Source organism: Amycolatopsis sp. cg13 (assembly GCF_041346965.1).
In the GTDB taxonomy this organism is placed as follows: Bacteria; Actinomycetota; Actinomycetes; order Mycobacteriales; family Pseudonocardiaceae; genus Amycolatopsis.
The window spans coordinates 5,698,988-5,712,042 of the sequence record NZ_CP166848.1; the positions used below are offsets into that span (position 1 = coordinate 5,698,988).

13 protein-coding genes are annotated in these 13,055 nt (G+C 68.7%); 4 read left to right on the plus strand and 9 right to left on the minus strand.

Going from position 1 to position 13,055, the window contains the following annotated elements:
- Nucleotides 1–2 precede the first annotated feature (2 nt).
- Together AB5I40_RS26455 and pknB are read left to right on the plus strand one after the other, a co-directional pair.
- Complete coding sequence (locus tag AB5I40_RS26455; protein WP_370932719.1) at nt 3–1,247, plus strand: serine/threonine-protein kinase; 1,245 nt, start codon at nt 3–5, stop codon at nt 1,245–1,247.
- Entirely contained in the window at nt 1,244–3,232 is a 1,989-nt protein-coding gene (gene pknB, locus AB5I40_RS26460) for a Stk1 family PASTA domain-containing Ser/Thr kinase (protein WP_370932720.1), read from the plus strand. Before AB5I40_RS26455 ends, pknB begins: the two co-directional genes overlap by 4 nt.
- A gap of 71 nt (nt 3,233–3,303) precedes the next feature.
- Here the strand turns inward: pknB and AB5I40_RS26465 are convergent, their stop codons facing one another.
- From AB5I40_RS26465 to AB5I40_RS26490, 6 genes are all read right to left on the minus strand, one after another.
- Complete coding sequence (locus tag AB5I40_RS26465; protein ID WP_344282270.1) at nt 3,304–3,633, minus strand: hypothetical protein; 330 nt, start codon at nt 3,631–3,633, stop codon at nt 3,304–3,306.
- Nucleotides 3,634–3,733: 100 nt separating this feature from the next.
- The gene (locus tag AB5I40_RS26470) at nt 3,734–5,086 is read right to left on the minus strand and encodes a caspase domain-containing protein (RefSeq protein WP_370932721.1); all 1,353 of its coding nucleotides are present in this window, start codon (nt 5,084–5,086) and stop codon (nt 3,734–3,736) included.
- 4 nt (nt 5,087–5,090) lie between these two features.
- Nucleotides 5,091–5,450, minus strand: coding sequence for a hypothetical protein (locus AB5I40_RS26475; RefSeq protein ID WP_370932722.1), 360 nt, complete (start codon nt 5,448–5,450; stop codon nt 5,091–5,093).
- 16 nt (nt 5,451–5,466) lie between these two features.
- Nucleotides 5,467–6,111, minus strand: coding sequence for a hypothetical protein (locus AB5I40_RS26480; protein WP_370932723.1), 645 nt, complete (start codon nt 6,109–6,111; stop codon nt 5,467–5,469).
- A complete protein-coding gene (locus tag AB5I40_RS26485) occupies nt 6,099–6,902 on the minus strand; it encodes an ATP-binding cassette domain-containing protein (RefSeq protein WP_370940611.1) in 804 nt (267 codons plus the stop codon). Before AB5I40_RS26485 ends, AB5I40_RS26480 begins: the two co-directional genes overlap by 13 nt.
- A 14-nt stretch (nt 6,903–6,916) precedes the next feature.
- Nucleotides 6,917–7,561, minus strand: coding sequence for an aminodeoxychorismate/anthranilate synthase component II (locus AB5I40_RS26490; protein WP_370932724.1), 645 nt, complete (start codon nt 7,559–7,561; stop codon nt 6,917–6,919).
- Nucleotides 7,562–7,644: 83 nt separating this feature from the next.
- On the opposite strand from AB5I40_RS26490, the gene AB5I40_RS26495 reads away from it, so the two are divergent.
- Entirely contained in the window at nt 7,645–8,988 is a 1,344-nt protein-coding gene (locus AB5I40_RS26495; RefSeq protein WP_370932725.1) for an FAD-dependent oxidoreductase, read from the plus strand.
- Here the strand turns inward: AB5I40_RS26495 and AB5I40_RS26500 are convergent.
- Nucleotides 8,977–9,879 carry an NADP-dependent oxidoreductase gene (locus tag AB5I40_RS26500; RefSeq protein WP_370932726.1) on the minus strand — a complete coding sequence of 301 codons (903 nt, stop codon included), beginning with the start codon at nt 9,877–9,879 and terminating at the stop codon, nt 8,977–8,979. The two genes, AB5I40_RS26495 and AB5I40_RS26500, sit on opposite strands and share 12 nt — an antisense overlap.
- A 62-nt stretch (nt 9,880–9,941) precedes the next feature.
- Here AB5I40_RS26500 and AB5I40_RS26505 point away from each other — a divergent pair, with 62 nt between their 5' ends.
- Complete coding sequence (locus AB5I40_RS26505; protein WP_370932727.1) at nt 9,942–10,535, plus strand: TetR/AcrR family transcriptional regulator; 594 nt, start codon at nt 9,942–9,944, stop codon at nt 10,533–10,535.
- Here AB5I40_RS26505 and AB5I40_RS26510 read toward each other — a convergent pair.
- Nucleotides 10,528–11,184, minus strand: a complete 657-nt coding sequence (locus AB5I40_RS26510; protein WP_370932728.1) for a response regulator — start codon at nt 11,182–11,184, stop codon at nt 10,528–10,530. The two genes, AB5I40_RS26505 and AB5I40_RS26510, sit on opposite strands and share 8 nt — an antisense overlap.
- Entirely contained in the window at nt 11,124–12,926 is a 1,803-nt protein-coding gene (locus AB5I40_RS26515) for a sensor histidine kinase (protein ID WP_370932729.1), read from the minus strand. The genes AB5I40_RS26510 and AB5I40_RS26515 overlap by 61 nt, the downstream gene beginning before the upstream one ends.
- Nucleotides 12,927–13,055: the final 129 nt, after the last annotated feature.

Below are 13,055 nucleotides of genomic sequence, written 5' to 3' on the forward strand. Positions count from 1 at the left end.
CGATGCTGTCCTCGGGTCAGCTGCTGGCCGAGCGCTACAAGCTGACGAACCGGATCGCCGTCGGCGGGATGGGCGAGGTCTGGCAGGCGAGCGACACCCGGCTCGACCGGATCGTCGCGGTGAAGGTGCTGAAGGCCGAACTGTCCGGCGACGCCGAATTCCTGCACCGGTTCCGTACCGAAGCGCGGATGACCGCGTCGCTCAACCACGCCGGAATCGCCGCGGTGCACGACTACGGCGAGACGGTCAACGAGGATTTGTCCATCGCGTACCTCGTGATGGAGTACGTGGAGGGCGATCCGCTGGCGGGCATCCTCGCCAAGCACGGGCGGCTCACCGCGGACTACACGCTCGATCTGCTTGAGCAGGCGGGCACCGCGCTGCAGGCCGCGCACGAGCAGGGTTTGGTGCACCGCGACGTGAAGCCGGGCAACATCCTGGTCACCCCCGCGGGCAAGGTGAAGATCACCGACTTCGGCGTGGCCAAGGCCGCCAACGCCGCCCCGGTCACCCGTTCCGGCATGGTCATGGGCACGGCGCACTACATCGCGCCGGAGCAGGCGCTCGGCCAGGACGCGGAACCGGCCAGCGACGTCTATTCGCTCGCCGTGTGCGGGTACGAATGCCTCGCCGGGCACCGGCCGTTCCTGTCCGAGAACGCGGTGACGGTCGCGATGATGCACATCCGCGACGTCCCGCCGCCGCTGCCGCCGGACGTCCCGCCGGGTGCGCGCGCGGTCATCGAGGCGACGCTCGTGAAGGACCCCCGGCAGCGGTACGCGAGCGGCGGCGAGTTCGCCGGCGCGGTCGCCGCGGTCCGGGCCGGCCGCCCGCTGCCCACCCCGCTCGGCCTGGTGAACGCCGCCTACGCGGCGGGGCAACCACCAGTGCCGCCGGTTCCGCCCGCAGTGCCGCAGGCGGGTACCGGCGCGCCGATCGGGCCTAGCTCCAATCCGGCGTTCCGGCCGCTGTCGGCTCCGCCGGGTCCGCCGGTACAGCCGGTTCCGCCGCCGAAGCGGAACCAATGGGGCTGGTGGGTGCTGCTCGCGGTGGTCGTCGTCGTGGTCCTGGTGGCCGTGGCGTTCCTGATCGCGAGAGTGGTGTCGGCCGGCAACGGCGGACCGCCGCGAAGCGTGGACAGCGGGAGCGGACCGACCTCAGCCACCCCGGCCGGAACGAGCGAGGCCCAGGGCCTGCAAGGCATGATGACCACACCTTGGACGGAATGGAACGGCACGAAGCGATGACGACACCCAGACTGCTCTCCAATCGGTACGAGCTGGGCGACACGCTCGGGTACGGCGGTATGTCCGAGGTCCACCACGGGCACGACGTGCGGCTGGGCCGGGAGGTCGCGATCAAGGTCCTGCGCGCGGACCTCGCCCGTGATCCGCAGTTCCAGGAGCGGTTCCGGCGCGAGGCGCAGAACGCCGCCGCGCTGAACCATCCCGCGATCGTCGCCGTGTACGACACCGGCGAGGCGAACACCGACGTCGGGCCGCTGCCGTACATCGTGATGGAGTACGTCGAAGGCCGGACGCTGCGCGACATCGTCAAGACCGAGGGCCCGCTGTCGCAGAAGCGCGCGATGGAGGTCATGGCCGACGTCTGCGCCGCGCTCGACTTCTCGCACCGGCACGGCATCGTGCACCGCGACGTGAAGCCGGCGAACGTGATGATCACGAAGAACGGCGCCGTCAAGGTGATGGACTTCGGCATCGCGCGCGCCATGCACGACGGCCAGTCGGCGATGACGCAGACCGCGGCCGTCATCGGTACCGCCCAGTACCTCTCGCCGGAGCAGGCGCGCGGCGAGTCCGTGGACGCCCGCTCGGACGTCTACGCCGCGGGCTGTGTGCTGTACGAACTGATCACCGGCGAGCCGCCGTTCACCGGCGATTCCCCGGTCGCGGTGGCGTACCAGCACGTGCGGGAGGACCCGAACCCGCCGTCGTCGGTGAACCCGGCGGTGTCGCCGGAACTGGACGCGGTCGTGCTGAAGGCGCTGGCCAAGGGCCCGGCGAACCGGTACCAGTCGGCCGCCGAGATGCGCTCGGACCTGGTCCGGACGCTGTCCGGGCAGCGTCCGTCGGCCCCGATGGTGATGTCGGACGACGAGCGCACCCAGGTGATGAACGCCGACCGGCGCCAGCCGCAGGCCTACGACGAGTACGCCGACGAACCGGAAGAGGACCCGCGGGCCAAGCGCCGGCGCCGGATCATCTTCGGGGTGATCGCCGCGCTGCTCGTGGCGGGCGTGGTGCTGCTGATCTTCTGGCTGAGCGGATCGTTCCGCGCCAAGCCCGAGAACGCGCAGATCCCGCCGGTGGTCAACACGCCGGTGCAGACGGCGAAGTCGCAACTGCAGCAGGCGGGCTTCTCGTCGTTCGGGCCGACCAAGTACGTGGTGTGCGGCCCCGAGGCGAGCAACCCCGGCGGCCAGACCTGCACCGAGGACCAGATCGACAAGGTCATCGCGATCGACCCGCAGGTCGGCGCGTCGGTGCCGACCACGACCACGATCACCCTCACCGTCGGCCAGAAGCCGGGCAGCGCGACGGTGCCGGACCTGCAGGGCAAGTCGCCGGACGACGCGAAGGCGGCGCTCGAGCAGGCCAAGCTGAAGCTGGGCAACACGACGTCGAAGCCCGTCGACAACCCGAACGACGTCGGCAAGGTCGTGTCGCAGAACCCGACCGCGAACTCCTCGGCCACCGAGGGCACGCCGGTGGACATCGTCGTCGGATCGGGCCTGTCGCAGAAGAAGGTGCCGAACACAGTCGGCCAGGACTACGCGACGGCGAAGCAGACGATCGAGAACGCCGGTTTCCAGGTCCAGCGCAGCGACCAGGCCTCGGACAAGCCGAAGGACCAGGTCATCGACCAGCAGCCCAACGGCGGCTACCTGCCCTCGAACAGCACGGTGAAGCTGACCGTGTCGTCCGGCCCGCAGCAGATCCAGATGCCGGACCTGACCGGGATGACCCAGGACCAGGCGACGCAGAAGCTGCAGAGCGTGGGCTGGTCGGGCAGCATCCAGACGCAGACCACGCACAGCGGCAGCGGCCAGCCGAACACCGTGGTGAAGCAGAATCCGCCTGCCGGAACCCAGATCAGCCCGAATCAGACGATCATGCTGACGATCAAGGCCGACGACGGCAGCGGCGGCTCGACGACGGCGACCTCCGGCGGCGGCATTTTCCCGCCGGGCGGAATCCACAACAACGGCTGATCCGCTAGTAGTCCCGCAAAGGAGGGCCCGCACGGTGCGCACCGTGCGGGCCCTTTTTTCGCGCCGGCCGATCAGTCTTGGTCGAGGAAACTCCGCACGCTGGCGAGCACCTCGTCGACGTCGTGCCCGCCGCCGCAATCGACGTCCAGTTCCTCGACGGCCCCGGAACGCTTCACCGTGAGCGACACCTGCCGCCCGTCGCGCTGCCCGCGCAACCAGCCGAAGAGCGACCGGCAGAACGTGCCCGCCGACCGGCTGCTCACCATCACGACGACGTCGCTTCCCGGCCCGGCGAGCCGCACCCGGCCGGCGAGTTCGTCCTCGGCGCCGAGCCAGGAAACCAACTGCTGCAACTCGTCCGCGGAGCCGTCCACGCTGATCGCGGCGATCCCTGCCGTCACGGATGCTCCCCTCCCGGGCCGAACAGACGGCGCGAGGGTAACCGACTCGCTACCTGACCCGGAACCCCCAAATCGGCATTTGCCGAATGCAATTTGCAAACTACAGCGAGTGGTGTCGCCTGAGGTAGTGCTTGACCAGCGCGAATAGGCACATGACCGCTCCGAGCGACAAAGCAGTCGGAATCGCTACATTCGCTGGGCGGGCAGTTGCTTCAGGAGCTGGGACCCACAGATCGAAGAATATTCCGGCCGCGACCACCCCAACGCACCCCGCGAGCAGCACCCGCAGGGACACCAAGCGCACTTTTTCCGGCTGCTTGCCGAGCCAGGAGAACGCCTCGGTGAAGTCGACCCGCCGGCCCTCGCGCCAAACGCGGCGATACAAAAAAGACCCCGAAGTCTGGGCGAGCACCAGCGCCACCAAACCGGCGAAGAGATTTCCGAGTCTGGTGCTGGCTGAAGCGTCGCTGGCCAGAGCAGTCGCCAATCCGCCAACGGTGTATCCGATGCTGAGGTAGAGACCAAGCCACTGCAGCGCAGCAAGCGCGGCCCGCCACAGCCACACTGCGTGCTGGACAAGCGGCTTGTCCAGAGACGGCTCATCGCGCGGGACTGTCCGCGCTGCCGGGACCTCCTCGCCCCGATGGCTGGCGCTTTCCGCTGGTTTCAGCTCGCGTTTCGGCACACCTGGATCGGCAGGCGCGGGCGCTGCCGGAGCCTTGGCCCCCAACGGTTCCCGGCGCAGCAGAAGGCTGCTGCTGGTGTCCGTCGCCTGCATCTTCGGCCGGGGCATTCCGCGACGCGCGAGAGCCGCGTCAAGGGCGCCGTAGAGGTTGGTGACGTCCAGCGGACGCCCGCGGGAACGGCTCAGCAAGCTGAGCAACTCCGCGGTGAACGCGGTATTGCGGTCTCCGGGCGGGGACAGCGACCGCTCGTTCTTCGGCGAGGAAGCGATCACTGTTGTTCCGCGGACCTTGATCTCCCGCGAATCCAGAAGGGAATCCGACATCGCTCCGATCGCCAGGCCGGAGTAGCAGCAGTCGAGGATGAGCAGCTTGACCTGTGCGGGGCTCATCTCCACCGCGTCGCGCAAGGTATCGAAGGCGACCGCCGTCGTCTCCGGTTCTTCGGGGTCCGTCTCGCGCGTCGTCAGATAGAGCCGGTCGCGGAGTTCGTGCCGGATCCCGTGACCGGCGTAGTAGACGAAGAGGAAATCTTCGGCTTCCCGGGAGTAGCGGCGCAAGCGCCTCGTCAGGCTCGTCGGCGACTCCGGATTGTCGACGACATAGCAGTGTTCCCGGCTGAGAATCCCGGCCTGCGGATCGCTGAGCGCCGCACGCAGGTCCGTCAGATTGTTGTGGACTGCCGGAAGATTCGCGAACAGCTCGGACTCGAAGTCGCTCGTGCCGATGAGGATCGCTCGAGACAGCTCCGGATCGGGAAGGACGCTCACTCGGTCAGGACTCCTGGTCGAGGAATTTCTGGAGCGCGGCAAGCACTTCAGCGGAATCGTCGCCCGAGCCGCACTCCAGTTCGAGCTTGTCCTCGCCCATCGTCAGTTTGAGAGACACCTTTCGTGCTTCGCGGCGACGAGCCAGCCAGTCGAAGAGCGAGCGGCACAGCGCGGTCGCGGTGCCGCTGGTGGCGATGACGGTGATCGCTTCCAGTGCACCGCCCATTTCGCCAGGACGCGCCGGTGCGTCTTGGGCTCGGATCCGGCCGCGCAAGTCGTCCTCGTCGCGAAACCATGCCGCGAGCTTCCGGAGCTCGTCGTCCGCCGCCTCCGGCATGGTGATCAGGATGGTGCCAGCCGCCATGTGACCTCCCCCTTGTTCAAGATCGTCGCGCGGAAACCGCGCCCACCACAGTCATGCTCGCCGCCAGCAGCACCAGCGACGTGCCGATCGCCAAGCCGAGCGGACCGCCGTACGGAGTGCCGCTCATCAGCGCCTCCAGCAGCGGATGCACCACCGGGACCCACTTTCCCAGCAGCACCACGCCAAGCACGAGAACCGCGGCGAGCACCGTCCATCCGATGCGCGATACCAGCAGTCGCGAGCATGGCAGGCCGATCGCGATGCCGAGCAGAGCGCACGCCAGATGGGTCGCCAGGCCGGTACTGACAATCTGCCAATGCAGCTGATTCCGATGCGTCGCCGCCCACGCGACAGTCACGACCGTGCACACCAAGGTGCAGCCGAAAACCGTAAGCACCGCGCCGCCAATGGTTTTCCGGTTGCCCCCAGCATGATTGAGGGTGATCAACCGCTGCACCGGGTCTTCGATGTCCAGCAACGCGATCGTGAGCCAGCAACCGAGTACGAGAACCCCTGCCCCGCTAACGCCATACAGCGGAATCACCGGCGAACTCGGGTCTGCGTAAAGGATCGAGCACAACGCTAGGTATGCGAGGCCCGCGGGCAGGTACCGCTGCGAATGTCCCAGCAGCGCCAGGTAATAGCGGCTCACTGCGAGCACGGCGCCACCTCCCGCACCGACCAACCACCGGAAAGCGCACGCAGCAGTACGGCGTCGGCGTGTTCGGCGTCGACCGTCAGGACCACGCCGCCTGCCTGGTCGGCGACCGTGTGCACGCCAGGTTCAGCGGACCAGTTGTCGACGCTCGACGACACCGGCAGCAGCGTGATCCGTTTGCGCTCCGGATGCGTTTCCAGCGGCGCGAGCCGGCCGGATTCGAGCCGGTACACCTCGTCGGCGTGGGCGCGCATGACGTCCGGCCGATGGTCGGTGAACACGACGCTTGCGCCTCGGGCCCGGGTTTCCGCGACCAATTCGCCGAGCACCGCGTGCGTGCCGACGTCGAGACCGGACCAGGGTTCGTCGAGGATCAGCAGGGCCGGCCGCACCAGCACGGCTTGTGCGAGGCCGACCTTCTGCGCGTTGCCTTTCGACAGCGTCCGCAGCTGCGCGTCCGGACTGCCGACCAGCGCGAGCCGCTTCAGCAGCGGATCGATGCCGGACAGGTCGGCCAGTCCGCGGATCCGCGCGAGATGCCGCAGGTATGCCCGCGCGCTCAGCCGCTGGCCGCCGGGGAACCGGTCCGGCAGGTAGCCGACCGCTGGGCTTCCGGCGATGTCGCCGTACGACGCGCGCGATACCCCGGCCAGGATCCGCAGCAGGGTTGATTTGCCCGATCCGTTCGTGCCGAGGATGCCGACGACCCGTCCCGCGGGCACCTCGAAATCGACGTGCGTCAGGACGGGTTCACCGCTGCCGTAACGTTTTCCGACTCCGCTGAGCCGGATCAGCGGAATCGGCGCGGTCACGCAGTCGCGGCCTTCTGCAGCGTGCGGGTGGCCCGCTCCAGGTCGTCTACGACGGTCGGCGCGACCGGGTGTCCGGCCGAGGCCATCCAGTTCGCCAGCATCCGGTGCCCGCATTCGGTGAGCACGGATTCGGGGTGGAACTGCACGCCCTCCAGCGGCAGCTCGCGGTGCCGCATGCCCATCACGATGCCGCTCTCGGTGGTCCCGGTGACCTCGAAAACGGCCGGATCGATGGTGTCCGGCAGCACGGTGAGCGAGTGATAGCGAGTGGCGGTGAACTCCTCCGGCAGCCCGGCGAGGATGCCGACGCCGGTGTGATGCACCTGGCTGGTCTTGCCGTGCAGCAGCTCGTCGGCCCGGTCGACGGTGGCTCCGAAGTGCACGCCCAGCGCCTGGTGGCCGAGGCAGACGCCCAGCATCGGCGTGCGCGTCTCGGCGCATTTCGCGATCACTTCAATGCTCTGACCTGCACGTTCCGGCGTTCCCGGGCCCGGCGAGACGAGCACCGCGTCGAATTCGGGCACGCGGTCGAGGTCGACGACGTCGTTGCGCCACACCGTGCAGTCGGCGCCGAGCTGCGCCAGGTACTGGACGAGGTTGTAGACGAAGCTGTCGTAGTTGTCGACGACGAGAACGCGCATAGCGCCAGCTTAGCGGCTCCCACCTGGTGGACCGTACGCCAGATCACAGTGATTGTTAGGATCACCTAACTTACCGTGGACCGGTGAGCCGAATCCTTCGTGTCGCCGTCGTTGGCGCCGGTCCCGCCGGCATTTACGCCGCCGACCTGCTGGACAAGTCCGACGCGGACGTCGAGATCGACCTGTTCGAGCGCATGCCCGCGCCGTTCGGGCTGATCCGCTACGGCGTCGCGCCCGACCACCCGCGCATCAAGGGCATCGTCAACGCCCTGCACAAGGTGCTCGACCGGCCGAACATCCGGCTGCTCGGCAACGTCGACTACGGCACCGACCTGAAGCTCGACGACCTGCGCGAGTTCTACGACGCGGTCATCTTCGCGACCGGCGCGATGGCCGACCGCGCGCTCGACCTCCCGGGCATCGACCTCGACGGCAGCCACGGCGCCGCCGACTTCGTGTCCTGGTACGACGGCCACCCGGACGTGCCGCGCACCTGGCCGCTCAACGCGTCCTCGGTCGCGGTGCTCGGCGTCGGCAACGTCGCGCTGGACGTGGCGCGCGTGCTCGCCAAGACCGCCGACGAACTGCTGCCGACCGACATCCCGGCGAACGTCTACGAGGGTCTGAAGGCCAGCCCGGTCACCGACGTGCACGTCTTCGGCCGCCGCGGTCCGGCGCAGGCGAAGTTCTCGCCGCTGGAACTGCGCGAACTGGACCATTCGCCGAACGTCGAGGTGATCGTGCACCCCGAGGACATGGAGTTCGACGAGGCGAGCGTCGCCGAACTGCGGTCCTCCAAGCAGACCGACATGGTCGTGAAGACGCTGCAGGAATGGGCGATTCGCGACGAAGGCACCCGTCCGCGGCGGCTGCACCTGCACTTCTTCCACGCCCCGACCGAGGTGCTCGGCGAGGACGGCAAGGTCGTCGGCCTGCGCACCGAACGCACCGAGTACCGCGACGGCAAGGTTGTCGGCACCGGCGAGTTCCACGACTGGGACGTCCAGGCGGTGTACCGCGCGGTCGGGTACCTGTCGTCGCATTTGCCGGAAATCCCGTTCGACCACACCGCGGGCGTGATCCCCAACCAGGGCGGCCGCGTGCTGGACCTGGACGAGAACCAGGTCCCCGGCGTGTACGTGACCGGCTGGATCAAGCGCGGCCCGGTCGGCCTGATCGGCCACACGAAGGGCGACGCGGCCGAGACCGTCGCGAACCTGCTGGCGGACGCGGACACTCTCGCCGCGCCGCGGCATTCGTCGCCGGACGCGATCCTGGAATTCCTCGCCGCGCGCGGGATTTCGTTCACCACCTGGGAAGGGTGGGGCAAGCTCGACGCGCACGAAAAGTCGCTCGGCGAGGCCGAAGGACGCGAGCGGGTGAAGGTCGTGGAACGGGACGAGATGGTGCGGGTTTCACGCGCCTGAGTTCAGGTAGACGATCTTCCCGCGGGCATGCCTGCTCTCGCTCAGTTCATGCGCGGCGGCGGCTTGGCTCAGCGGGAAGGTCGCTGCGACGGGGATCTTTAAGCGCCCTTCCTCGGCAAGCTTTATCGCGGTGGCGAGGCCGTGTACTGCCAGTGGGTCGGCCCCGGGGATCGCGGCGCTGTGCGAGAAATGCACGCCATGCTGTGCCGCGGTGGCGTCGATGATCGTCACGACCCTCGCGGGGTCTCCGGCGATCTTGATCAGATCTGGCAGTGCTCCCCCGGCACAGTCGAACACCGCGTCGACGCTGCCGACCCGGTCGACCAGTCCGGGTCCGTATGTCGTCGGCTCCGCACCGAGTGAGCGCAGGAAATCGTGGTTGTGCGGGCTCGCGGTGCCGATAACGGTGGTACCGCGAGCTACTGCCAACTGAATCGCGACCGTGCCGACCCCGCCCGCCGCGCCGTGCACCAGGAGCGTTTCGCCAGGCAGCTGATCCAGCACTCGGGTGGCGGTTTCGATCGCACCCGCGGCACCGCCCGCCTCGGCCCAGCTCCACGCGACCGGTTTGGCGGCCCAGTGAACGAGAACGGCGTACTCGGCGTTGGCCCCGCGACGATCCGCGGCCGTCATGCCGAAGACGTGTGCGCCGAGCTCTATCCCAGGAACTCCATCGCCCACTTCGTCCACCACGCCAGCAGCGTCGTATCCCGTCCGGAACGGCAGCCTCGCACCTTTGCGCTCGCCGGACCGGATAGCGGTTTCGCCCGCGGAAAAGCCGGACGCGCGCACGGAAATGCGAATCTCGCCAGGTCCGGCGTGCGGTTCGGCGACATCGGCGACGTGCACGACGCTGGGCGGGCCATACTGATCAAACTGGACGGCTTTCATGCGTCCGACGGTATTCCAGCAGGTCAGCGGTCCAGGCGGAACTGAGAGGGGTGACGGCCGAAGTGAGACGGACCGACGCCGCGCACAACCGCGTGCGCATTCTCGCCACTGCCCGAGTGGCCTTCACCGTCCGCGGATACCGCGTGCCGATACGAGAGATCGCGCGGCAAGCCGAGGTGAGCGTCGCGACGGTCTATCGGCATTTTCCGACCAAAGACGCGCTGATCGCCGAAGCGTTCGCCGCGGAGCTGGGGCTGTGCTCGTCGATCGTCGAGGAGGGCCTTGCCGCGGCTGACCCGTGGCTGGGTTTCGTCCTGGCGGTGGAGAAACTCACCGAGGTGCACGCCCGTGAGCAGGGGTTTCGCGCGTTCGTCGCGCAATTGCCGCGACGCCTCGACTTCGCCGCCGACCGCGCCCGGACGCTGCGGCTGCTGCTCGAACTCATCCGCCGAGCCAAGGAAAGCGGCGATCTGCGCGCGGATTTCGTGCTGGAAGACCTTGTGCTGGCGTTGGTCGCGAACGAGGGCATCCAGGTGGAACCGCCTTCCGCCCGAGTCGCGGCGGTGCGACGGTTCACGGCGTTGCTGCTCCAGTCATTTCGGGCCCATCCGGGCGCTGAGCCGCTTCCGCCCGCGGTGCGGGTGCCGCTCAGCTAGAACCGAGGAACTTCAACACGGCCAGCACCCGGCGATTCGTATCGTCAGAAGCGGAAATCCCGAGTTTGGCGAAGATATTCGCGGTGTGTTTGCCGACCGCGCCTTCACTGAAGTGCAACCGGCTGGCGATCGCGGCGTTCGAACAACCCTCCGCCATCAAACCGAGCACTTCGCGTTCCCGTGGCGTCAGGGCCGCCAGCGGATCGGAAGCATTGCCAGCCACCAGTTTCGCGATCACTTCCGGATCCATCGCGGTCCCGCCCGCCGCGACCCGGCGGACCGCGTCAATGAACTGTTCCGCGTTGAATACCCGGTCCTTCAACAGATAGCCGACGGCGCCGGTGCCGTCCGCCAGTAATTCGCGCGCGTACAGCTGCTCGACGTGTTGCGACAGCACGAGAATCGGCAGTCCGGGCGTCTCCCGCCGAGCGGCGAGTGCGACCTGCAAGCCCTCGTCGGTGTTGGTCGGCGGCATTCGTACGTCCACAATGGACACATCAGGCCGGTGTTCCCACAGCGCGGCGGCGAGTTCGGGGCCGGAGCCGACGGCCGCGACGACGTCGAAGCCGTGCGCGACGAGCAGATGGGTCAAACCGTCTCGGAGGAGGTACTGGTCTTCGGCGACGACGGTCCGGGGTCGAGCTGGCACGGCACCTCCACAATCGCCTCCGTCGGGCCGCCCGGCGGGCTGGTCAGCGCCAACCTACCGGCGAATCCGGACAGCCTCCGCTCGATCCCGCGCAAACCCGTGCCGCGCGCGGCGTCGGCACCGCCCTTGCCGTCGTCGGTGACGGTCGCGCGCAGCAGTCCGTCGAGATACTCCAGCACCACGGTCGCGCGCCGTGCCTCGCCGTGTTTTGCCGCGTTGCCAAGCAATTCGCACACCGCGAAGTACGCGCAAGCCTCCGCCGGCTGTTCGAGCCGCCCCGGCACCGAGACCGTGACCTCGACTTTCAGCGGACTGTCCAACGCCGCCGCGCGCACCGCATCAACCAGTCCGCGCTCCGACAACACCGGCGGATGGATGCCCCGCACCAGCGACCGCAGCTCGGTGAGCGCCTCCGACGACGCTTCCCGCAGCTCCGCGGCCAGCTGTTTCGCTTTATCCGGATCATGGTCGATCAATGCTTCCAGCGCGCCGAGCTTCATTCCCATCGCGACCAGCCGCGACTGGATGCCGTCGTGCAGGTCGCGTTCGATCCGCCGCAGCTCAGCAGCCTGCGCGACGTTGACCTCGACCCTCGTCTGGTCCAGCCGGTGCACCCGCTGGGCAAGCCGGGACGCCTCGGTCGGACCGAGCAGCCACCGCCCGAGTTTCGCCTGCCACCTGGCGAGCCACGGCGTCGGCAGCAATCCGACGAACACCGCCGCCAACGCCACCGGCGTCATCGCGAACGCACCGCCGGTGCTGGTCGCCGCGGGCAACCCGACCATCTCGAACCAGCTGTGCGCGCCAGTGATCCACAGCGCGACCAGGCCGTAAATCCCCCAGAAGACCAGCGCCGCCGACGGCACCCACAGCACCGGCGTCAGCACCGGAAGCAGCACCGCGGCGGCCATGTCCCGCCAGGTCGCGCGGTCGTAGAGCACCCAGTGGATCCGGGCGCGCAGCATCGGCCACCACGGTTCCTCGTACAGCTGCTTGCCGAACTGGTACAGCCCGTCGCCGCGCGGCACCGGGAGCGCGGGCGGCGGCACGTACGGCTGAGCGATCCGCACTCCCGTCCAGCGCTCGGCCTCGCGGCGGAAGGTGTCGGCGACCGCGCGACTGGCCCGCGTGACCGTCGGGAACACCGGCACCGCGCCGGTCAGCACGATGATCTGGGCGACCGTCAGGCCCAGCTGCGCCACGGAGATCGCCCACAGCCCGAGCTGATGCCCGAGCGTCTCGAACCGGCGACCGAGCCAGCTCTTCCCCCGCGGTGCGTGCGGGCCGAGCCAGTACCCGGTCCACCGGGCGTACCCGCGCAGCGCGACCGGCCCGGCGACCAGCGAGAACACCGCGAAACCCAGTGCGACCAGCGGGTTCAGCAGCTGCCAGCCGAACTCCCGGCCGGTCGCCGGATCCTCCATGATCCACGTGAAACGTCGATTCCAGCGGATCCACCAGGCGCGCCGGTAGAGCTGAGTGCCGTCGCGATACCAGCCGTCACGCTCGCGTTCCGGCTCCGGCGGCTCGGGCCGGTACGGGCTCGGAATATCCCGGCCGGTCCACTGGCCGACCAGCTCCCGGGTGCGCCGCGACCGGACGCGCGCGATTTCGACCGCCGGGGAGAAGAAGAGCACGAGACCGACGCACAGCAGCGCGAACGCGATCAGCTCAAGCAAGACGTCGACCCAGCTCACCACCGCGAGACCGGCGAGTGCCCACGCGCGCCGCACCGACGTCATGGCACCCCCTTTCGCTCCCCAGTCTCGCTGCTCCGGCCTTCCCGGACCCTGGTCGCAGCTCCCGGATCGGGGTGGCCCCAGCCCCACCCCGGCACCCGCAAAACCCCACCTCAACTGGGGTTTCCGGCT